Source organism: Streptomyces sp. NPDC048331, assembly GCF_043201215.1.
Classification (GTDB): domain Bacteria; phylum Actinomycetota; class Actinomycetes; order Streptomycetales; family Streptomycetaceae; genus Streptomyces.
The window spans coordinates 91,570-112,634 of the sequence record NZ_JBICYT010000017.1; the positions used below are offsets into that span (position 1 = coordinate 91,570).

The 21,065-nt window shown below is 74.0% G+C and carries 20 protein-coding genes; 9 read left to right on the forward strand and 11 right to left on the reverse strand.

Annotation, left to right across the window (positions count from 1 at the left end):
- Positions 1-9: 9 nt before the first annotated feature.
- Positions 10-666 carry a DUF3000 domain-containing protein gene (locus ACGFYY_RS24005; protein WP_365272974.1) on the reverse strand — a complete coding sequence of 219 codons (657 nt, stop codon included), beginning with the start codon at positions 664-666 and terminating at the stop codon, positions 10-12.
- 91 nt (positions 667-757) lie between these two features.
- Here ACGFYY_RS24005 and hemE point away from each other — a divergent pair, with 91 nt between their 5' ends.
- Both hemE and ACGFYY_RS24015 read left to right on the forward strand, forming a co-directional pair.
- Complete coding sequence (gene hemE / locus ACGFYY_RS24010) at positions 758-1,822, forward strand: uroporphyrinogen decarboxylase (RefSeq protein ID WP_365272977.1); 1,065 nt, start codon at positions 758-760, stop codon at positions 1,820-1,822.
- An 89-nt stretch (positions 1,823-1,911) separates the two neighbouring features.
- Entirely contained in the window at positions 1,912-3,096 is a 1,185-nt protein-coding gene (locus ACGFYY_RS24015) for a GDSL-type esterase/lipase family protein (RefSeq protein WP_393712173.1), read from the forward strand.
- On the opposite strand, the gene ACGFYY_RS24020 is transcribed toward ACGFYY_RS24015, so the two are convergent.
- On the reverse strand, positions 3,093-4,472 hold the full coding sequence (locus tag ACGFYY_RS24020) for an FAD-dependent oxidoreductase (protein WP_393712176.1): 1,380 nt from the start codon (positions 4,470-4,472) through the stop codon (positions 3,093-3,095). The genes ACGFYY_RS24015 and ACGFYY_RS24020 overlap by 4 nt on opposite strands.
- A 59-nt stretch (positions 4,473-4,531) precedes the next feature.
- Positions 4,532-5,527 (reverse strand): DUF4349 domain-containing protein, encoded by a 996-nt coding sequence (locus tag ACGFYY_RS24025; RefSeq protein WP_393712178.1) that lies wholly within the window; start codon positions 5,525-5,527, stop codon positions 4,532-4,534.
- Between the two features lie 139 nt (positions 5,528-5,666).
- Between ACGFYY_RS24025 and hemG the strand changes: the two genes are divergently transcribed.
- Positions 5,667-7,133, forward strand: coding sequence for a protoporphyrinogen oxidase (gene hemG / locus ACGFYY_RS24030; protein WP_393712180.1), 1,467 nt, complete (start codon positions 5,667-5,669; stop codon positions 7,131-7,133).
- 4 nt (positions 7,134-7,137) lie between these two features.
- Positions 7,138-7,851 carry a hydrogen peroxide-dependent heme synthase gene (hemQ, locus tag ACGFYY_RS24035; RefSeq protein ID WP_030719802.1) on the forward strand — a complete coding sequence of 238 codons (714 nt, stop codon included), beginning with the start codon at positions 7,138-7,140 and terminating at the stop codon, positions 7,849-7,851.
- A 130-nt stretch (positions 7,852-7,981) separates the two neighbouring features.
- On the opposite strand, the gene ACGFYY_RS24040 is transcribed toward hemQ, so the two are convergent.
- From ACGFYY_RS24040 to ACGFYY_RS24055, 4 genes are all read right to left on the reverse strand, one after another.
- A complete protein-coding gene (locus ACGFYY_RS24040) occupies positions 7,982-9,637 on the reverse strand; it encodes an alpha/beta hydrolase (RefSeq protein WP_393712183.1) in 1,656 nt (551 codons plus the stop codon).
- A gap of 133 nt (positions 9,638-9,770) precedes the next feature.
- Positions 9,771-10,823 carry a TIGR04222 domain-containing membrane protein gene (locus tag ACGFYY_RS24045; protein ID WP_393712185.1) on the reverse strand — a complete coding sequence of 351 codons (1,053 nt, stop codon included), beginning with the start codon at positions 10,821-10,823 and terminating at the stop codon, positions 9,771-9,773.
- Positions 10,820-12,163 carry a DUF692 family multinuclear iron-containing protein gene (locus tag ACGFYY_RS24050; protein WP_393712187.1) on the reverse strand — a complete coding sequence of 448 codons (1,344 nt, stop codon included), beginning with the start codon at positions 12,161-12,163 and terminating at the stop codon, positions 10,820-10,822. Before ACGFYY_RS24050 ends, ACGFYY_RS24045 begins: the two co-directional genes overlap by 4 nt.
- A 132-nt stretch (positions 12,164-12,295) precedes the next feature.
- Positions 12,296-13,048, reverse strand: a complete 753-nt coding sequence (locus ACGFYY_RS24055; protein ID WP_393712189.1) for a peptidyl-tRNA hydrolase — start codon at positions 13,046-13,048, stop codon at positions 12,296-12,298.
- 71 nt (positions 13,049-13,119) lie between these two features.
- Between ACGFYY_RS24055 and ACGFYY_RS24060 the strand changes: the two genes are divergently transcribed.
- The 4 genes from ACGFYY_RS24060 to ACGFYY_RS24075 all read left to right on the forward strand — a co-directional run bounded on the left by ACGFYY_RS24060 (position 13,120) and on the right by ACGFYY_RS24075 (position 15,904).
- Complete coding sequence (locus ACGFYY_RS24060) at positions 13,120-13,794, forward strand: AIM24 family protein (protein WP_393712191.1); 675 nt, start codon at positions 13,120-13,122, stop codon at positions 13,792-13,794.
- Positions 13,791-14,609 (forward strand): ATP-binding cassette domain-containing protein, encoded by an 819-nt coding sequence (locus tag ACGFYY_RS24065; RefSeq protein WP_393712294.1) that lies wholly within the window; start codon positions 13,791-13,793, stop codon positions 14,607-14,609. The genes ACGFYY_RS24060 and ACGFYY_RS24065 overlap by 4 nt, the downstream gene beginning before the upstream one ends.
- Positions 14,606-15,256 (forward strand): ABC transporter, encoded by a 651-nt coding sequence (locus ACGFYY_RS24070; protein WP_393712193.1) that lies wholly within the window; start codon positions 14,606-14,608, stop codon positions 15,254-15,256. The genes ACGFYY_RS24065 and ACGFYY_RS24070 overlap by 4 nt, the downstream gene beginning before the upstream one ends.
- A 216-nt stretch (positions 15,257-15,472) precedes the next feature.
- Complete coding sequence (locus ACGFYY_RS24075; protein WP_393712195.1) at positions 15,473-15,904, forward strand: hypothetical protein; 432 nt, start codon at positions 15,473-15,475, stop codon at positions 15,902-15,904.
- On the opposite strand, the gene ACGFYY_RS24080 is transcribed toward ACGFYY_RS24075, so the two are convergent.
- The 3 genes from ACGFYY_RS24080 to ACGFYY_RS24090 are packed head-to-tail and all read right to left on the reverse strand — an operon-like array spanning position 15,799 to position 19,552.
- A complete protein-coding gene (locus ACGFYY_RS24080; protein ID WP_393712197.1) occupies positions 15,799-16,941 on the reverse strand; it encodes a TolB family protein in 1,143 nt (380 codons plus the stop codon). The two genes, ACGFYY_RS24075 and ACGFYY_RS24080, sit on opposite strands and share 106 nt — an antisense overlap.
- Positions 16,938-18,194 carry an MFS transporter gene (locus ACGFYY_RS24085; RefSeq protein ID WP_393712199.1) on the reverse strand — a complete coding sequence of 419 codons (1,257 nt, stop codon included), beginning with the start codon at positions 18,192-18,194 and terminating at the stop codon, positions 16,938-16,940. The genes ACGFYY_RS24080 and ACGFYY_RS24085 overlap by 4 nt, the downstream gene beginning before the upstream one ends.
- Complete coding sequence (locus ACGFYY_RS24090; RefSeq protein WP_393712201.1) at positions 18,194-19,552, reverse strand: discoidin domain-containing protein; 1,359 nt, start codon at positions 19,550-19,552, stop codon at positions 18,194-18,196. Before ACGFYY_RS24090 ends, ACGFYY_RS24085 begins: the two co-directional genes overlap by 1 nt.
- Positions 19,553-19,797: 245 nt before the next feature.
- Here ACGFYY_RS24090 and ACGFYY_RS24095 point away from each other — a divergent pair, with 245 nt between their 5' ends.
- Positions 19,798-19,995 (forward strand): hypothetical protein, encoded by a 198-nt coding sequence (locus ACGFYY_RS24095; protein ID WP_365277207.1) that lies wholly within the window; start codon positions 19,798-19,800, stop codon positions 19,993-19,995.
- 111 nt (positions 19,996-20,106) lie between these two features.
- On the opposite strand, the gene ACGFYY_RS24100 is transcribed toward ACGFYY_RS24095, so the two are convergent.
- Positions 20,107-20,976 (reverse strand): polysaccharide deacetylase family protein, encoded by an 870-nt coding sequence (locus ACGFYY_RS24100; protein ID WP_393712296.1) that lies wholly within the window; start codon positions 20,974-20,976, stop codon positions 20,107-20,109.
- Positions 20,977-21,065: the final 89 nt, after the last annotated feature.

Here is a 21,065-nt window from a genome sequence, read left to right on the forward strand (position 1 = left end):
GCCCCACGGCTACGGGTGGTGCGGACCGCGACGCTGTGGCAGGGAGACCACACCCGTCGCCGTGTCGGTCGGACCCACCGGCGGCAGCCCCGCGACCTGGCACAGCAGTTCGCACCACGCCGACAGGTGAGCCGAGGTGTCCGGCACCCCGCCCACGCCCTCGCGCGGCGTCCACGAGGCCCTGATCTCGATCTGGGTGGCCGGCCGTCGCTCCGCGAGTCCGCCGAAGTAGTGCGAGCCCGCCATGGTCACGGTGCCGCTCGCCTCCCCGTACGCCAGCCCGCGCGCCTCCAGCGCCCCCGTCAGCCAGGACCAGCACACCTCGGGCAGCAGCGGGTCCGCGGCCATCTCCGGCTCCAGCTCGGCGCGCACCAGCGTCACCAGCCGGAAGGTCCCCTGCCAGGCGTCGTGCCCGGACGGATCGTGCAGCAGGATGAGCCGGCCGTCGGCCAGGTCCTCCTCGCCGTCCACCACCGCGGCTTCCAGGGCGTAGGCGTGCGGCGCCAGTCTCTGGGGCGGTTTCGTGGGGTCGATCTCGATCCCCGGACGCAGCCGGGCCTTCCTCAAGCCGTCGACCGCCCGCCGGAACGGGAGCGGGACGGAGCTCTCCTTCGCGCTGTCCATACCCTCGGCGCCATCTGAAAATCGTCCCTGAGCCGCAGCCATGCGGGGAAGACTAGGCGGAACGAGCGCCCGTACGGCGCAGGGACACCCTCGCCGGGTCGGACACTTCTTCATACGTGCGAAGATTTGGGTCGTGAGCGCCAACACCCGCCCCACGGGCCAGCCGAGTCAGACGTACGATTCCGCCTTCCTGAAGGCGTGCCGGCGGGAGCCGGTGCCGCACACCCCGGTGTGGTTCATGCGGCAGGCGGGACGCTCACTCCCGGAGTACCGCAAGCTGCGCGAGGGCACGCAGATGCTGGAGTCCTGCATGCGGCCCGACCTGGTCACCGAGATCACGCTGCAGCCGGTGCGCCGCCACGACGTGGACGCGGCGATCTTCTTCTCCGACATCGTGGTCCCGCTCAAGGCCATCGGCGTCGACCTGGACATCAAGCCGGGCATCGGCCCGGTCGTCGCCCAGCCGATCCGCCGCCGCGAGGACCTCGCACAGCTGCGCGACCTCACCCCTGAGGACGTCCCGTACGTCACCGAGGCGATCGGCATGCTCACGGGTGAACTGGGTGCCACGCCGTTGATCGGATTCGCGGGCGCGCCGTTCACCCTCGCGAGCTACCTGGTCGAGGGCGGTCCTTCCAAGAACCACGAGCACACCAAGGCCCTCATGTACGGGGACCCGCAGCTGTGGGCCGACCTCCTGGACCGCCTCGCGGAGATCACCTCCGCCTTCCTGAAGGTCCAGATCGAGGCCGGCGCCTCCGCGATCCAGCTCTTCGACTCCTGGGTCGGCGCCCTCGCCCCGGCGGACTACCGCCGCTCCGTGATGCCGGCCTCCGCGAAGGTCCTGGAATCCGTCGCCTCCTACGGAGTCCCGCGGATCCACTTCGGCGTGGGCACGGGCGAGCTCCTCGGCCTCATGGGCGAGGCCGGCGCCGACGTCATGGGCGTCGACTACCGGGTCTCCCTCGACGAGGCCGTGCGCCGGGTCGGCCCCGGCAAGGCGCTCCAGGGCAACCTGGACCCGGCCGTGCTCTTCTCCACCCCCGAGGCGGTCGAGGCCAAGACGGACGAGGTCCTCGCGGCCGCCGCCGGCCTGGAGGGCCACGTCTTCAACCTGGGCCACGGCGTCCTCCCGACGACCGACCCGGACGCGCTGACCCGCCTGGTGGACTACGTCCACACCCGCACCGCGCGCTGAACCCGTACCCCGCCACATCATGACCGGGCGCACGGCGCGGCCCGGTAATGGTGTGGCGGACGCGGGAGCCGGTTCGGCAGGGTGGGTGGATGAGTCACGAATCCGACCGGATCACCACACCCCTCACCCCGGACCTGCTGCGCGGCGCCCTGGAACTGGAACGCACCGAGCACGGGCTGCTGCCGCACCGGCTGCCCGCCCGGGCCCGGGCCCAGTCCGCCGACGGTGATCTGGCCACGGTCGAGGCCCAGCCCTCCGGCGTACGGCTGGTGTTCCGCACCCGGGCCACCGTCATCGAGCTCGACACCCTGCGCACCAAGATGGCCTACGACGGCGCCCCGCCCCGCCCCGACGGCCTCTACGACCTGCTGATCGACGGCCTGCCGGCCGGGCAGGAACGTGTCGGCGGCGGCAACGTCCTCCAGGTCGACATGGCCACCGGCGCCACCGAGACCAGGCCCGGCCCGCCCGGGACCGTACGGTTCTCCGGCCTGCCGGGCCGTGCCAAGGACATCGAGATCTGGCTGCCGCACAACGAGATCACCCAGCTGGTCGCCCTGCGCACCGACGCCCCCGTCGAGCCGCGGCCGGACACGGGCCGCCGCCGGTGGCTGCACCACGGCAGTTCGATCAGCCACGGCTCCGACGCCGCGAGCCCCAGCACCACCTGGCCCGCGCTGGCCGCCGGCCTCGGCGGGGTGGAGCTGACCAACCTGGGCCTGAGCGGCAACGCGCTGCTCGACCCGTTCACCGCCCGGACCCTGCGCGACACTCCGACGGACCTGATCAGCGTCAAGATCGGCATCAACCTCGTCAACCGCGACCTGATGCGCCTGCGGGCCTTCGGCCCCGCCGTGCACGGGTTCCTCGACACCGTGCGCGAGGGGCACCCCACCACCCCGCTCCTGGTCGTCTCGCCGATCCTGTGCCCCATCCACGAGGACACCCCCGGCCCCAGCGCGCCGGACTTCACCGACCTCGCCGAGGGGCGGCTGCGGTTCCGGGCCGCGGGCGACCCCGCCGAACGGGCCTTCGGCAAGCTGACCCTGCGCGTCATCCGGGAGGAACTGGCCCGGATCGTGCGGCAGCGCGCGGCCGACGACCCGAACCTGCACCTCCTCGACGGCCGCGCCCTGTACGGCGAGGCGGACACGGCCGAGCTGCCACTGCCCGACGCCCTCCACCCGGACGCGGCCACGCACCGCCGGATGGGCGAACGCTTCGCGGCCCTCGCCTTCGCCCCGGACGGCCCGTTCGCGGCGCCGGCGGCCTAGACCGCCGCGCGGACCGCCGCGACCGCCTTGCGGGCCGCCACCAGGATCGGGTCCCAGACCGGGGAGAACGGCGGGGCGTAGCCGAGGTCCAGGGACACCATCCCGTCCACGGTCATCCCCGCGGTCAGGGCCACCGCCGCGATGTCCACCCGCTTCGCGGAGCCCGCCCCGCCGACGATCTGGACCCCGAGGAGGCGGCCCGTGCGGCGTTCCGCCAGCATCTTCACCGTCATCTCCGCCGCGCCCGGGTAGTAGCCCGCCGTGTTGGTGGAGGTGATGGTGGCCGTCACGAACCGCAGGCCCGCCTCCAGCGCGTCCCGCTCGCGCAGCCCCGTACGGGCGATCTCCAGGTCGCAGACCTTGCTGACCGCCGTCCCCACCACCCCGGGGAAGGTCGCGTAGCCGCCGCCCACGCCCGAACCGATGACCTGGCCGTGCTTGTTGGCGTGCGTGCCCAGCGGGATGTGCCGGGTCCGCCCCGCGACCAGGTCCAGGACTTCCACGCAGTCGCCGCCCGCCCAGATGTTCTCGTGGCCCCGGACCCGCATCGAGAGGTCCGTGAGGATGCCGGCCGACGGGCCGAGCGGGAGGCCGGCCGCGCGGGCCAGGGCCGTACGGGGCTCGACGCCGATGCCGAGCACGACCACGTCCGCCTCGTACTCCTCGCCCGCCGAGGTGGCCACCGCCCGGGCCCGGCCCTCCTCGTCGGTGAGGATCTTCGTCACCTCGGCGCGGGAGACCGTACGGATCCCCATCCGGTTCATCGCGCTGTGCACCAGGCCGCCCATGTCCGGGTCCAGCGTGGCCATCGGCTGCTCGCCCCGGTGCAGGACGGTGACCTCGTACCCCCGCGCGACCAGGGCCTCCGCCATCTCCACGCCGATGTAGCCCGCGCCGACCACGACCGCCCGGCGGCCTTCCGTGCGCCGCAGGGTGTCCATCAGGCGCCGGCCGTCGTCCAGACTCTGGATGCCGTGGACCCCGTGCGCGCCGATGCCGGGGAGCCTGGGCCGGATCGGGCGGGCGCCCGTCGCCAGGACCAACTTGTCGTATTCCGTCCAGGATTCGGACCCGGTGTCCAGATCGCGGGCGCGGACCCGGGACCCGGGGAGGTCGAGCTCCACGACCTCCGTGCGCATGCGCAGATCGATGTCCCGGGCCCGGTGCTCCTCCGGGGTACGGGCGATCAGGTCGTCGCGTTCGGCGACCTGACCGCCGACCCAGTACGGGATCCCGCACGCCGAGTAGGAGGTGAAGTGCCCGCGCTCGAAGGCCACGATCTCCAGCTCCGCCGGGCCCCTCAACCTGCGGGCCTGTGACGCGGCGGACATCCCCGCCGCGTCACCGCCCACCACCACCAGTCGTTCCGTCGCCATCGTCCGTACCGCCCCTTCACCACTCTCGGATGGTGAACACGCTACGGCCGAAGGCACGTTCAGTCCTGTACGTCTGCCTCGGCCTCGGGAGCCGTCCGGGCCGCCGGTACCGTCGCCCGCCACGGCACCGGGGCCGGCTTCGGGGCCGCCGGACGCCACCGCCGGTAGGCCCGGAACAGCAGCAGCCCCACCACGGCCGTCAGCACGAACGGCAGTACCGCGCCCACCGCCACCGTCAGGTAGCGGACGACCTTGGTGAAGACGTCCCAGCCCCCGCCCAGGGCCCCCAGGAAGGTGGGCTCCTTCTTCTTCTCCTTCTTCGCGGCCTCCGGCTTCGCGGGCGGCTCCGAGACCTCCAGCGTGATCGTGCCCAGCGAGGTCTGGTCCTTCAGCGCCGTCTGCTGCGCCAACAGCGACTCCAGGTCGGACTGACGGCGCGACAGCTCGCTCTCCAACATCACCACCTCGCTCAGCGCCGAGGCCTTGCCCATCATCTCCCGCACCCGCGCCACGCTGGCCTGCTGCGAGGCGACGCGGCTGCCGATGTCGGCGACCTTCTCCGTGACGTCCTGCGCGTCGACCTTGCGGTGCAGGAGCTTCCCGCTGCCCTCCATGGCACCCAGCACGGCGTCGTAGCGCTCGCCCGGCACCCGCAGGGTCACCGTCGAGGTCATCCGGCCGTCCTCGCCGCGCTTGGTGGACTCGTTGCCGACGTAGCCGCCCGCGTCGTCGGCGGCCGTGCGGGCCGCGGCGAGCGTCTTCTGGACGTCCGCCGTCTCGATGCCGAGCGTCGCCGTCCGGATCACGTTCGGACGGACCGCGACCGGCGGCGCGGCGTTCTTGCTCGTGGAGGAGCCCGCGGCGCCCGCGGACCCGGCCGGCGCCGGGGCCGCCGCGGCGCCCTCCGGGGCCTTGCCGTCGGCGGCGGGCGCCACCGCCGCCTTGTCGCTCGCCGAGCCCTGGCCGCTCGCGCCGCAGCCGGTGAGCGCGAGCGCCCCGGTCAGCGCGAGGGCGGCCAGGGCCGCCGCGGAACGGTGTCTGTCGAAACTGCGCATCGCTGTGAACCCCCGAGGATCGGCTGGTGTTGCCGGTTCGACGTCCAGAGTCCCGTCGCGGGTTTCGAATCCACGGTCCCGGGGTGATCCCGATGCGGTCACGGTCCGGCCTCGGAGATCGGTCTGAGACGATGTGTCCATGCACGAAGCGGACATGCGTACGGATCAGGGCCACGCCGTTGTCATCGGCGGTGGCATCGCCGGCCTCGCGGCGGCCCACCGGCTGCTCGCCGAGGGCGTCCGCGTCACCCTGCTGGAAGCCGGCCCGCGGCTCGGCGGCAAGCTGTACTCCGGCGAACTCGCCGGAGCCCCCGTGGACCTCGGCGCCGAATCCATGCTCGCCCGCCGCCCCGAGGCCGTGGCCCTCGCCGAGGCCGTGGGTCTCGCCGAGGCCGTACAGGCGCCCGCCACCGCCACCGCCCAGCTGTGGACCCGCGGCGCGCTGCGGCCGATGCCGCGCGGCCACGTCATGGGCGTCCCCGGCGACCTGGGACCGCTCGCCGCCTCCGGGGTGCTCTCCGCCGAGGGACTGGCCCGCATCGAGGCCGAGCGCACGCTGCCGCCCACCGAGATCGGTGAGGACGTCGCCGTCGGCGAGTACGTCGCGGCCCGCCTCGGCCGCGAAGTCGTCGACCGGCTGGTGGAACCGCTGCTCGGCGGGGTCTACGCGGGCGACGCCTACCGCATCTCCATGCGCGCCGCCGTGCCCCAACTCTTCGAGGCCGCCCGTACGCACGCCCTCCTGGGCGACGGCGTACGCGAACTGCAGCGCCGGGCGGACGCCGCGCCCCAGCCGGCCGGCCCCGTCTTCGCCGGCATCGACGGCGGCATCGGACGGCTCCCGATCGCCGTGGCCGAGGCCTGCCGCGCCGCGGGGGCCCGGCTCGTCACCGACACCGCCGTCGACGAGGTCGTCCGTACCGCCGAGGGCTGGCGGGTGGTGGCCGGCGCCGAGGTCCTCGACGCCGACGCCGTGATCCTGGCCACCCCGGCCGGGGCCGCCGCACGGCTGCTGGACGGGCTCGCCCCGGCCGCCGCCGCCGAGCTGCGCGAGGTCGAGTACGCCTCGATGGCCCTCATCACGATGGCGTTCCGCCGCTCCGACCTGCCGGAGGCCGTCGCCGGCGGCGGCGCCAGCGGATTCCTCGTACCGCCCGTCGACGGGCGGACCATCAAGGCCTCCACCTTCTCCAGCAACAAGTGGGCCTGGGCCGGGAGGGATCCCGACCTCTTCCTGCTGCGCACCTCGGTCGGCCGCCACGGCGACGAGAAGGAGTTGGCCCGCGAGGACGGCGAGCTCGTCGACGTCTCCCTCACCGACCTCGGGGAGGCCGTGGGTCTGACGGCCCGGCCGGTCGCCTCCACCGTCACCCGGTGGGACGGCGGGCTGCCCCAGTACCCGGTCGGCCACCTCGACCGGGTCGCCCGCATCCGCACCGCGGTCGGCGCCCTGCCGGGCCTCGCGGTGTGCGGAGCGGTCTACGACGGCGTGGGCATCCCGGCCTGCGTCGCGAGCGCCGGCAAGGCCGCGGACGCGGTGATCGCGGCACTCGGCACGCGTACGGCACCCCTGGCACAGACCACTGATCAGCGCACGGGACAATAGGCACATGACTGCACCAGAGAAGATTCCCAACGCGGGGAAGAAGGCGAAGGACCTCAACGAGGTCATTCGCTACACCCTGTGGTCCGTCTTCAAGCTGAAGGACGTTCTTCCCGAGGACCGCACCGGCTACGCCGACGAGGTCCAGGAGCTCTTCGACCAGCTTGCCGCCAAGGACATCACCGTCCGCGGCAGCTACGACGTCTCCGGCCTGCGCGCCGACGCCGACGTCATGATCTGGTGGCACGCCGAGACGGCTGACGAGCTGCAGACCGCCTACAACCTGTTCCGCCGGACCAAGCTGGGCCGCGCCCTGGAGCCGGTGTGGTCGAACATGGCCCTGCACCGCCCGGCCGAGTTCAACAAGTCGCACATCCCGGCCTTCCTGGCCGACGAGGTCGCGCGCGAGTACGTCAGCGTGTACCCCTTCGTGCGCAGCTACGACTGGTACCTGCTGCCCGACGAGGACCGCCGCCGCATGCTCGCCGACCACGGCAAGATGGCCCGCGGCTACCCGGACGTGCGCGCCAACACCGTCGCCTCCTTCTCCCTGGGCGACTACGAGTGGCTGCTGGCCTTCGAGGCGGACGAGCTGTACCGCATCGTCGACCTCATGCGTCACCTGCGCGCCTCCGAGGCCCGGATGCACGTCCGTGAAGAGGTGCCCTTCTACACCGGGCGCCGCAAGTCCGTCGCCGATCTGGTGGCCGGGCTCGCCTGATACCTCCCCTGGGGGGAAGGACCGGAGGACGACCACACCGTCAGGTGAGTTCCTCCGGTGGATCGGGAGGCTGGTCCGGAAGACGGCCCCTGCCCCCGAAACGACGCAGCCGGAGATCCCGCCCGGAAGTTCAGACGATCGGTGGCAGCAGTGCCCTGTGGGTACTCGCTGCCCGGTCGTCCAGCGACACCGGTGCGGGCTCCGGATGCGGCGCACATGTGACACGCCACCCGGGGGTGGCGCCCGTCAGCAGATACCGCTCCACGTGACGGTCCACGCAGCTGTTGCGTCCGCCGACCACTCCGTGGGAGCCCGCCCCCGTCTCCGTCACCAGCGAAGCCCCGGCGCCGAGCCGCCGCTGCAGTTCCAGAGCGCCCGGGTACGGGGTCGCCCCGTCCCGCTCCGCCGCGACCACCAGGGTCCCGGGCAGCCGCTCCGGCTGGGCCCCGACCGCCACCGGCCGCTGCCGCTCCCGCACCGGCCAGAAGGCGCACGGGAGGTTCAGGAAGGCATTGGCCCAGGTCTCGAACGGGGCCCTGCGCGCCAACTCGGTGTGGTCGCGGTCCCAGGTCCGCCAGTCCGCGGGCCAGGAGGAGTCGTTGCACAGCACCGCCGTGTACACCGCCGTCGCGTTCTCCACCTCGGCCGCCGTCGCCGGGTCCGGGGCGGCCTGGGCGGTCAGCCGCGCGGGATCGCCGCGTAGGAAGGCCGCGAGGGCCGCCGCCCGGTCCGGCCACACGTCGTCGTAGTACGCGGCCTGGAGGTAGGCGGCCCGCAGCTCGCCGGTGCCGACGACCCCGCCCGCCGGCGTACGGGCCACCGCGTCCCGTACCCGGGCGTAGCTCGCCTGCACGGCCGCCGGGGTGGCGCCGAGGCCGTACGTCGCGTGGTGCCGGGCCGCCCAGGCGCGGAAGTCGTACCAGCGGCGCTCGAAGCCGGCCGACTGGTCGAGGTTGTTGCGGTACCAGACGCGGCGCGGGTCGGGGTCGACCGCCGAGTCCAGGACCATCCGCCCGACGCGCCCCGGATGCAAAGTGGCGTAGACGGCGCCGAGGTAGGTGCCGTACGAGGCCCCCATGAAGCTCAGTTTCCGCTCGCCGAGCGCGGCCCGCAGGACGTCCAGATCACGGGCGTTGTCGAGCGTGCTGTAGTACGGCAGGGCCGCGCCGGCCCGCCGCGCGCAGCCGCGGGCGTAGGCCCGGGCGGCCGCGAGGCGCTGCCTCTTGTACGCGGGCGAGGGCTCGGCCGGGACCTGGGTGGGTCCCTCGGCCGCCGGGGCGGGGTCCTGGCAGGAGAGCGGGGCGGAGCGGCCGACGCCGCGGGGGGCGTAGCCGACCAGGTCGTAGGCGGCGGCGATCCGCTCCCAGCCGGGGAGGTCGGCGAGCAGCGGGAAGGACATGCCGGAGGCTCCGGGACCGCCGGGGTTGTGGACGAGCGCGCCTTGGCGGACGGCGCCGCGGGCGCCGGTCGCGGCGACCTTGCTGACGGTGAGGGAGATCTGCGGGCCGTCGGGGCGGGCGTAGTCGAGCGGGACCCGCAGCGTCGCGCAACGGACCGGCGCGGGAAGCCCCTCGGCGTCGGGGCAGTGGCGGAAATCGAGGCCGCCGCTGCCTCCGGCCGTGGCCAGGGCCGCCGCGCGGCGGGCGGCGAGGGCGGCGCCCGCGGCCTCGGGAGCCGTCCCGCCGGTCGGTCCGGGCCACGTCGGCCGCGCGGCGTGGGCCGGCGCGCAGAGGAGGACGGAGAGCGCCGTCACGGCGGCCGCCCGGCCCGCGAGTCCCGTCCGCATGGCGGCCCCTTCCTCTCATCCGATGAACCGATGAGAGGTCGGGCCGCCCTCCTTGTAAAGGATCACCGGCCGGTGTCGGCGCCGATGGCCCCGTTGCCGCGGATTCCGCCCCCGGTTGCCGTACGTCCGGCGGTCAGGAGCTGCTGCCGCAGCTGGAGCTGGACGAACTGCCGCAGCTCGACGAACTGCCGCAGCTGGAGCTGGACGAACTGCCACAGCTGGAACCGGACGAACTGCCGCAGCTGGAGCCGCCGCCCGAGGACCCGCAGCCACCCCCCGAGGACCCGCACCCCGAACCGCCGCCGCAACTCGAGCCGCCGCCACCGCCGTCGCTTCCGGCGCACCAGACGATCGGCAGCATCTCGACCCCCGACGGATGCGAGGAGCTGTTCGTGCTGTGGGGGCGGGTGTGCGACTGGGCCGCGGCCAGCCGGGTACCGCGCACGGCGGGCACCAACTGCTGTCGCAGGTACGGGTCCCGTAGACCGCGGAGCCCGAACAGCGCGGTCTGCACGTGCGGGGTCCGGTCGTGCAGGTATGCGGAGCGGATCGAGGCCAGCGCCCGCGCCCCGGCCTTCGTGACCCGACTCCTGGCCCGGGCCGCGCAGATCAGGCCGACCAGGATGCCGCCCACCAGGACGAGCACCACCTTCGCGACGAACGGCACCTGGGAACCGGAATCGAGGGCGAGCCCCACGACGGTCAGCACCACGGACACCGGGAACAGCAGCAGCGCGCACACGACGGCCTGGATCAGCGCCCAGCGGCGCATGCGGCGCATCCCCGATCCGGGCGGGTTGATCAGCCCGCGGTCGGCCAGCGCGCTCCCGATCTCCTGCACGGCGGGGTCGCACATGGCGCCGTAGCGCACCTGGTAGAGCCATCCCGAGGGCGCCGCCCGATGGGCCTGGAGCACGGCCCGCTCGGCGGTGTCGACGGCCCGCGCCCCGGGGCGTACCTGGACGATGCCCGGGCCCCCGGCGATCAGCCGGCCGTCGCCGAGCATGGAGACGAGCGCGGCATCCACCACCGTGCCGGGGCCGCCCACCAGGAAGGCGGCCTCGGAGAGGTCGTGCAGGGCGGGCGCGGGGCCGGCGGACGCGGACCGGGCGCCGCGGAGCCTGACCATCAGCAGGACGGAGGAGAGGACGACGGCGATCCAGATCACCACGGCGATGACGTTCATGCGGCTCTCCCCGACAGCGTCCGGGCCCAGCGCACGATCCGGCGGGGCGGTTTGGCCCCGGCCCGGTCCCGCCACCAGGTGGTGAGTCGGCGCCGGGCGGCCGGATCGGCCGGCAGGTCCCGGATCAGCAGGTCCTCGGCGAAGTCCAGCGCGTCCCGGCGGTATCCGGAGGTCATCGGGCGGCTCTTGGCGTAGGAGAGGAAGGCCTCGCGGTACGGGTCCGGGCCGCCCAGGATCACCGGCAGCTCGGGAGCCACCTTCGCCACGACATCGGCCCGCTTGGCGGCCAGCGCCCGGGCCTGTACCCGGATGCGCCGGCGGTCGAAGCCCTCGGGGACCGGGGTACCCGCCACCAGCGCCGAGAGCAGCGCGGCCTGGCCGAGCGCCACCCGGGTCCGGGTCGACTCCGCGACCGGGTGCGGCTCCGCGACCGGGTGCGGTTCCGCGACCGGGTCCGGATCGGCGGCCGCCTCGGTGCCCGCCGTGCCGGATCCGGCGGCGGTCGGGGCCACGGGCGTGCCGGCGCCGGCCGTCACCACGGCGCGGATCGCCGTCAGCTCGCCCGCGAGCTCGGCCTCCGGCGGGAAGTCGTCGTCCCGCTCCAGCAGGACGCCCGCCGGTTCCACCCGGGAGCGCAGCTCGGCCAGCAGGTCGAGCACCACCGGCGGGACCGGGTGCGCATGGGTGTCGTGCCAGACACCGCCGCGTTCGACGCCGCCCGCCACGTGCACGTACGCCAGTGCCTCCAGCGGGATCGCGTCCAGCACGGCGGCCGGGTCCTCGCCCCGGTTGACCCGGTTGGTGTGCAGGTTGGCCACGTCGATCAGCAGCCGGACACCGGTCCGCTCGACCAGCTCCGTGAGGAACTGCCCTTCGGTCAGTTCCTCGCCCGGCCACGAGAACAGCGCGGCGATGTTCTCCAGGGCGAGGGGGACCGGCAGGGCGTCCTGCGCGATCCGCACGTTCTCGCACAGCACGTCCAGCGCGTCGCGGGTGCGCGGTACCGGCAGCAGGTGTCCTGCCTCCAGCACCGGCGAGGAGGTCCGTACGAAGGCGATGTGCTCGGTGACGAGCGGCGCCCCCAGCGCCACCGCCCGCTCGCCGAGCGCCGCCAGCTTCGCCGGATCGGGGCGGTCCGCCCCGCCGAGGCCGAGCGAGACCCCGTGCGGAACCACGCGCGTGCCCCGCTCGCGCAGTCGCAGCAGGGACTCGGGCAGGTGGCCCGGGCATACGTTCTCGGCCACCACCTCGACCCAGTCCAGGCCGGAAAGCCGCTCGACGGCGTCCGCGATCTCCGGCCGCCAGCCGATGCCCACCCCCAGGTGTGCCATGGGCTTCATGTCCCCTCGCCCCCTCTCGTCGTACCGTGTGCCGATGTCATGGCCCCGACGGAGTCGCGCCAATCGCAGGAGGGGACGTTCAGAGGAACATTTGAGGTTCCCGCCCGGCCGGCGCGCTCCGGGCCGGAGCCCTCAGAGCCTGGAGCGCAGCGCCGGATGGTCGGCGACCACCGTCGCGCTGCCCGGCGCGATCTCGGTGAACCCGGCGTCCCGGACCACCGGCAGCCCGCTCCCGCTCAGCTCGGCCCACCGCTCGCGGGGGGCCGTCCGTACCGCCAGCCGGAAACCGGAATCCCGCCAGGCGGCCCGCTCCGCCTCCGTCAGCTCCCACCACGCCAGCTGCGCCGCGTGACCGGCCTGGGCCATGGCCTTGCCGGCCGACATGTCGAGGCCGGGGTTGAGCCACAGCACGGGCAGCTCCGGCTCCACGACCGCGGCGACCGGCTCCGGATCGTCCAGATCGGTGCCCGACACCTGGAGCTTGGCCAGTTCCTTGGGCCAGCCGTCGAGGGGCACCGGCGGGAACACCCGGACCCGCGCGGCGTCACCGTGCACGGTGACGCCCGGCAGGGTCTCCGCCTTGCGCCACTCCGCCCCCCGCGCCCGCCGGACCACCTTGCGGATCCGGGCGTCCTGCCAGTCGCGGACGGCCTGGGCCCATGCGCCCTCGCCGTGCGCCCGCTCGTCGGTGAGCAGGACCAGTACCGCCCGGGCCGCCGTCTCCAGGGCGTCCGTCCGGGCGGGCGGCTCGGCCTTCTCGATCCGCACCACCAGCGGCAGCACGAACTGCGGTGCCTCGTCGCGCAGTACGTGCTCCTGGCGGAAGGGGCTGTCCGCGCCGACCGAGGGGAGGCCGGAGATGTCGTTCGTGTGCTGGCTGCTCATCCCGCCAAGGATGCCGGCCTCCGCCTTCAGGATGATGCCCCGGGTGGCCGTACCGGGTGAGGATCGACGCCATGAAGAGTGATCTTTTCGCGTCCGAGAACCTGGCCCAGGCCGCCGTCGCCCCCGGCATGACCCTGCAGAACGCCAAGTCGGTGAAGTACAACGTCAACGGTGAAATGCTGGCCCGTCAGGGCTCGATGGTCGCCTTCCGCGGCAACCTCCAGTTCGAGCGCAAGGGACAGGGCATAGGCGGCATGCTCAAGCGCGCCGTGACGGGCGAGGGCCTCGCGCTCATGTCCGTACGCGGACAGGGCGAGGCCTGGTTCGCGCACCGGGCGGGCAACTGCTTCATCATCGACTTCGAGCCGGGTGACGCCCTCACCGTCAACGGCCGCAACGTGCTCTGCTTCGACCCGACCTTGTCCTACGAGATCAAGATGGTGAAGGGCGCCGGCATGACCGGCGGCGGCCTCTTCAACAGCGTCTTCACCGGCACCGGCAAGCTCGCCGTCGTCTGCGACGGCAACCCGATCATCATCCCGGTCACCGCCCAGGCCCCTGTCTACGTCGACACGGACGCCGTGGTCGGCTGGAGCGCCCAGCTGGAGACCGGCCTGCACCGCTCCCAGTCGGTCGGCTCGATGATCCGCGGCGGCTCCGGTGAGGCCGTCCAGCTGAAGCTGAGCGGCGAGGGCTTCGTCATCGTCCGACCCAGCGAGGCCGTCGAGACGGTGGCCGCGCACTGAACCTGACCGATGTGGGCCGCCGCTACGGACGGCGCCGACCCTGGGTGCTGCGCGGGATCACGCTGGAACTCCCGCGCGGCGCCCTCGTCCGCGTCGAAGGCGGCAACGGCGGCGGCAAGTCCACCCTGCTGCGCCTCGTCGCCGGGATCGAGGCCCCGAGCGAGGGGCACGTCGACGGCCGCCCACGCCGCACCGCCTACGTGCCCGAGCGCTTCCCGGCGGCGCTGCCGCTCACGGCCGCCGCCTACCTGACCCACCTGGGCCGGGTGCACGGCCTGCGCCGTGCCGAGGCGGCCCGTCGGGCGGTCGACGCTCTGGAGCGCTTCGGCGCCGCCGCCCACGCCCGTACCCCGATGGCCGAACTGTCCAAGGGAGGCAGCCAGAAGGTCGCCGTCGCCCAAGCCCTGCTCGCGGAACCGGAGCTGCTCGTCCTCGACGAGGCGTGGACCGGTCTGGACGCGCCCGCCCGGACGGAGCTGGACCGGGCCGTCGCCGAACGCACCGCGGCCGGCGCCACGGTGGTGTTCGTCGACCACGACCCGCGGCGGCTCGCGGGCGCGGCCGACGCCCACTACCGGGTCCAGGACACCGCCCTGCTACCGGTGTCCGGCCCGGCACGGCCCCGCGTACGGATCCACGCCGTCGGCCCGCCCGGCCGGGCGCTCCCCCCAAGGCCCCCGGACCTGGACGCGTCTCCGGCACCCGGCGGGGGAGTGCTGCTCACCGTGGACGCCGAACGCTCCGACGCGGTCCTGCGCGACCTGCTCACCGCCCGGCCGCCCTGGCACATCCGTGCCGTGGAGGAACTCCCGTGACCGCACTGTTCCGCTACCAGGCTGTCCTGTTGCTGCGCTCCCAGCGCTGGCTCGCGCCCCTGATCACCTACGCCGCCTTCGTGGCCGTCGGTATCCGCCCGGGCGACCCGGTGCCGGACTCCCTCGGCCTCGCGGCCGCCGGCCTGGTCCCGGCCACCGCCTGGTTGGTCCGGATCTGCGTGACCGTCGAACCCGCCGCGGCCCGCGACTGCACGGCCGCCGCGGCCGGTCCCGTACGGGTGCACGCGGCGGCCCTGCTCACCGCCTTGGCCGGGGCGGTGCTCGCCGGATCCGCGGCCGCCGCCCTCGCCCTGCTGACCGGTGAGCGGTCCGGGGCCGGCCCCGGCGGGGCCGCCCTGGCCGGAGCCTTCGCGGTGGTGGCCTGCGCGCTGACCGGCGCGGCCGTGGGCGCCCTGTGCAGCCGGCCCCTGCTCCGGCGCCGGGGCTACGCCGTCCTGGCCGGGACCCTGGGCTCCCTGCTCGCCCTGGTCCTCGCGGGCTCCCCGGCCCGCGGCGCGGTGTCGGCCCTGGTCGCGGCGGGACGCTCGGGGGTGGTGCCGTTGCCGCTCGCGCCCCTGGCGCTCGCCCTGCTGCTGGCCGCGGGGGCGGGCACGGCGGCATGTCTGACCGCCGCCCGCCGGCGCTAGCGCGTCGTTGGAGCCGTTCGCAGTTCCGAAGAGTGATGATATGTAGCCGTCTGTGATCGGCCTGTCGGGGGCGGGAATGTTCGTTCCCGTAGATGTGGCCACTTCGCGCATGCGGCGGAGGGCCTCCCCTCCAGGAAAGGACGCACATGAGGAAGCCGGCTGGGGCTGCGCGGGGCATGTCGGTCGTATCGGGAGCGGTCACTGCTCGGGGCCCTCGTGGCCCCGTCCGCGGTCGCCGAGGACAGCCCGGGTAGCACCCCGTCCCCCAACAGCTCCATGGCGGTGCAGGGCAAGAAGTGCGGTGCGCGCGACGTCAGCTCCGCCGCTCCGGACTATGTCAACTTCAACACCCCCGTCGTCTTCCGGGTCGCGACCGACGCGCAGGGCCACTCGTTCGTCAACGACAGCCGCAACGCGGGTGTGTGGATCAACCTCGGCCTTCTCGCGAACGCGCCGACGTGCGTCACCGACAGCGCGCTCTCGGTGACCGAGGCCAACCCGGGCATCCTCTACACCACCCTGCTCGCCGGGAACGGGGTGCTTCACGAGGCCCAGTGCACCACCAGCGACACGGCGTTCGCGCCGTCGAACCTCGTGGCGGCCTGCGGCGCCGGGTTCTCGATCCTCCCGAACACCCCCGTCGTCTGAGTTGAGCCATGACCAGGGGCGTCCTGCTGCCCGACGGCGGCAGGACGCCCCTGGTCCACCCGGACGGGGGAGGAGCCGCCCGGGACGAGGAGGGCGGGCTCGCCCGTGCCGTCCGCCGGGGTCGACCAGACGTCGCTCGCGCGGGAGCCTTGGCCCGGCAGGGCGTAGGCCAGGGTCGCGTCGTCCAGCCACGCGGCCTGGTCGTCGACGCTGCGGGCCTCGGCCAGTGGGTGTTCGCGCATCGTCGCCAGGTCGAGGACGTACAGCCGCCAGGGTGCCCGGGGGTCGTCGGAGACCTTCTTCTTGAAGGCGACACGCGTGCCGTCCGGGGACAGCGAGGGGCATTCGGCGTTCTCCCGCAGGGCCTTCGCCGACCAGGCGCGCAGATCGCCCTCGACGAGGTGGGTGGCGCCCCGGGTGGAGACGGTGGCGTAGAAGCGGTTGTCGTCGGCGGCGAAGGTCACGCCCCAGTAGTTGACGTCGGAGTCGTGGTGGCGGGCCCCGTCGAGGGTCAGCGGGATCTGCTCGATCGACTTGATCAGATACCCGGTGCGCAGGTCCAGGATGGCCGTCCGGGTGGAGAACGCGGCCGTGTTGTAGGAGTCGCCGGTCGTGAAGGTGGTCCAGGACAGGACCTGGCCCGAGGCCGAGACGCGGGCCCGGTTCGGGATGCCGGGGACGGTCACCTTGCGGACCTCCCGCATACGTCGATCCAGTACGAGAGCCTCCGTGCGCGCCGGTAGCCCGGGCAGCTTGCGCAGGCACAGGGCGTGGCCGCCGGCGGTGTGGAAGCGGTCGCAGGACGGGCCGCCGGTCACCCGCGGCAGGCCGGGGCCGCCCTGGCGCGCGATCCGCCCGCCGGTCGCGTCCCGGAAGTAGAGGCCCGGCTCCAGGGCGCCGAAGGAGGCGTCGACCCCCTGAGCGGGCGGCCGTTCGCGGTGTCGCGCGTGCAGTACGTAGCCCAGCGAGCCGCCCGCCAGCAGCAGCACCGCGGTGACGACCAGGACCAGGCGAAGCCGGCGGGACGGGGGATTCACGGGACCTCCGGAGCGGCCGAGGCGTTCGGGGGAGCGGCGGGCAGGATGCGCGAGGCGGCCGCGAGCGCCCCGGCCAGCGCGAGGGTGGCGACCCAGAGGGCGGGCCGCTGCCCCCAGAGGGTCCAGGCCGCCCCGAAGCCGGCGGCGCCCAGCAGTCGGGCCAGCGCCTGCCCGGTCTGCAGCACCGCGAGCCCGCCGGCCCGACCGGCCGTGGGCAGCGCGGGAGCGGCGAGCGCCATCAGCACCCCGTCGGTGGCCGCGTAGAAGATCCCCAGCAGGGCGAGCACCCCCACGACGGTCGGCGTCGAGACGGGGGCGAGCAGCAGGGCGTACGCGCCGAGCAGGCCGCAGTGCCCGAGCAGGAAGGCCGTCCGGCGGCCGGTCCGGTCGGCGATCCGGCCGGCGGGGACGGCGAGCAGCAGGTAGACGGCGGCGGACCCGAGCGGCAGCAGCGTGAACAGGGCGGGTGGCAGGTCCAGTGCGCGCAGGAGCAGCAGGTAGAGGAAGGCGTCGCCGATGGTGGTGGCGCCGAGAAGGGCCGAGGCGTACAGCACCCGGCGGAACGCGCGGTCGCGCAGGACCGGGAGCCTGGGCGGACGGGCCCCGGCCGGAGCCGGAGCGGCCGACCCCGGTGCCGCCGGGACGTACACGACCAGCAGCAGCACGCCGAGCAGGCCGACGCAGAAGCTGACGGCGAACACCGCGTCGTAGGCGTCGGCGGTGGCCCACAGCACGGCGAACGCGGCGAGCGGCCCGAGCAGCGCGCCCGTGGTGTCCATGGCCCGGTGCACGCCGAAGGAGCGGCCGAGACTCTCGGGGGGCCCGCTGAGCGAGATGAGGGCGTCGCGCGGGGCGGTACGGATGCCCTTGCCGAGCCGGTCGGCGGCGAGCGCGGCGGCGATCCCACCCGTGGCGCCGCCGGCGAGCAGCAGCCCGAGCCGGGAGAGGGCGGAGAGCAGGTAGCCGGCCCCGGCGACCCGCTTGTGGTGACCGCGTCGGTCGGCGAGCCGCCCGCCGAGCAGCCGGACGAGGGCGGTGGCCCCGTTGAACATCCCGTCCAGGAAGCCGAACTGCAGGGGGGTCAGGCCCAGACCGAGGACGAGGTAGAGGGGCAGCACCGCCGTGACCATCTCGGAGGAGATGTCGGTGACGAGGCTGACCGTGCCGAGCGCGAGGACGGCGGCGGGGACGCGCCGCCGGACCCCTGGGGGGCGGGGCGGCGCGTCCGGGCGGCCGTTGGCGGCCAGGTACATCAGTGGCAGCTGTACTTCGGGCTCGTGTCCTTGACCTGGCCGTCGGTGGCCACGTAGGTCCACCCGTAACCGGAGTCGGTGAAGTCCAGCTTCACCACGCCGTACGGTCCGCTGATCCGCTTCTGGCTGTTGGGCTGGACCTCCTCGATCGGATAGGGCTCGGCGCCGCCCATCCCGCCGACGATCTCCACGATCCCGTCGGCGGTCGCCCGGCCCTCGGGGTCCTGCGGGGCGAAGCGCTCGTAGTGGTGGTCGTGCCCGTTCAGGACCAGGTCGGCCTTGGCGGCGTAGAGGATCTTCCAGACCGGTTTGGAGACGGGGTCGTTGCCGTGCCCGCCGGAGGAGAACAGCGGGTGGTGCCAGTAGGCGGCGACGCACGGCTTGGTGTTGGCGGCGAGGTCGGCCTTCAACCAGTCGATCTGGGCTGCCTTGTCGAAGGAGTTGGAGTCGAGGGCCACGAAGTGCCAGTTGCCCTCGTCGAAGCTGTAGTAGCTCTTGCCCTGCGGGTACGCGATGCTGCCGAAGTACGCCTTGTATCCGGCGAGCGGGCCGGCCGGGTCGTACGTCTCGTGGTTGCCGGGGACCGGGCGGGTCTTGGCCTTGAAGGCGCCCCAGCTCTTGTCGTAGTAGGCGCGGTAGTCGGACAGCCGGGCGTCGTCGTACTGGTTGTCGCCCATCGTCAGGTAGAACTTCGGGTCGATGCGCCGCGCGAGCGCGGCCGTCTTCGGGTGCGCGCAGCCGCTGTCGGACGCCGTGCACTGCGCGGCGATGTCGCCTGCCGCGACGACCGTGAAGGAGCCACCCGGCGGCGGCCCGTCCCCGACGGTGCCGTACACCTCGGCCTCGAAGAGCGAGTAGCCGTACGAGGTGCCGCGCGCGGTGCCCTGGACGCGCAGGTAGCGGCCCTTGCCGGACAGGCCGGTCCAGTCGTCGACGCCACCGTTGCCGGCGCTCTCGACGGCGAGCGCCGTCCAGGTGGTGCCGTCGGCGGAGACCTCGACGCGGTACGCCTTGGCGTAGGCGGCCTCCCAGGTGAGCCGCACGCGCGAGACGCGGGCCCCGGCGCCGAGGTCGACCCGGATCCACTGCGGGTCCTTGCCCTCGGCGCTGGCCCAGCGGGTGGCCGGGTCGCCGTCGAAGGCGTTCTTCGCGCCCAGCGCGGAGGATTCGGTGGAGGAGGCGGTGGCGGGCTTGCCACGGGATATGAGGGGGTCGGCGGCGGCCCCGGCCCGGCCGGGCCAGGCCAGGAGGAGTCCGCCGACGAGCGTGAGTGCGGCGAGGCCGGTGAGGGCGGTGAGCAGGAGGGTGCGAAGGCTGCCGCGTAACAGAGGGGGATGAGCGGAGGCGTTCAGGCGCATACCTGGAACTCCCTGCCTTGAGGGGCGGCGAGAGCTGGACACTGGCGCGGAGCGCCGCCCCCTGCCCGCGGGCGGGCAGGGGGCGGCGCCACGGCGGCCGGGTCAGAGCTCTCACTGAGCGCGTCATGCCCGTGGGGGTGGGCACCGCGCCAAGCCGCCGCCCGGGACACTAACAGGAAGGAAAGTTTCCTACCAGTACTCGTGCGGCACCTGTCCGAGAGCCGTCGGCCGATAGGCTCGTCCCCATGGACCGGACGGACGAAAGCGCCTCGTACTGCCCCGCACCCGCCGACCACGCCCCCGCCGGCCGGGTGGCGGGACCGCCGTACGCGGACTGCGTGCTGTGCGGCGAGCCCACCGAGTACGGGGTCGCCACCCCGGGCGTGGTGCTCTGTCCCGTGTGCGAGTGGCAGGAGGCCCAGCGCACCGCCTGCTCCGGCTGACCCTGGGATCCGCCGGATCGGCCGGATCGGCCGGATCCGCCGGAGCCGCCGGAGCCGCCGGAGCCGCCGCACCCGGTGGACGCGCCGGCCGAAGTCCGGCGCACGGCACGGCTACTTCCCGATCAGCTCGGAGACCTTCACGAAGCGGTAGCCGCGCTTGCGCAGTTCCGGGACGATCCGCCGGACGGCTTCCTCGGTGACCGGCGCGGCGCTGCGCGTGCAGTGCATGACCACCACCGAGCCGGGCTTCACGCCGTCGAGCACCTGCTCGGCCACCGGGCCCGGGTCCTTGGCGAAGGCGTCCCCGCTGACCACGTCCCACTGGACCGCCGTGACCCGGGCCGTGGACAGGGCCCGCAACGCCTGGTCGTCGTAGCAGCCGCCGGGGAAGCGGAAGTACGGGACGGTGTTGACGGCGCCCGCCTGCCGGAAGGCGGCGAAGGCCCGGTCGACATCGGCGCGGGCGGCCGCGCCGTCGAGGGCGGGCAGCCCGTAGCAGGGGGACGTGAAGGCGTGGTGGCTGTACGAGTGGTTCGCGATCTCGAAGTTCGGGTCGGTGCCGATCGACTTGGCCTGGTCCGGGTACTCCTCGGCCCAGCGGCCCGTCATGAAGATCGTCGAAGGCACCTCGAGGGTGCGCAGGGTCGAGATCAGCGCGGGGTTGTCGAAGTGCTCCCCGTCCGCGGCGCGCGGCCCCTGGTCGGAGGTCATGTCGGCGTCGAAGGTCAGCGCCACGGTCTTGTCCGTCCGCTGCTTCGCCCGTTCGAAGACGGGGGTCAGGCCGTTCGGGCCGGGTGCCATGGTCGGGGGCTTGGCGGGCGCACCGGCCTGCGGGGAGGCGGCGGGTGATCCGGAGGCGGGGGCCGAGGACGCCGTGGAGGACGCCGAGGCGGCGGGGGTGCCCATACGGGCCTCACGGCCGGCGTCCGACGCGCCGGCGCCGCCCCCACATCCCGCGAGCGCGGCGCCGAGCACCGCCATGGCGGCCGCGGCAGCTACTTTTCGTACGGAATTGGTCACGTACGCAAAATATATGACTAACTGATCAGAAGAATGAACGACAGGCGGTC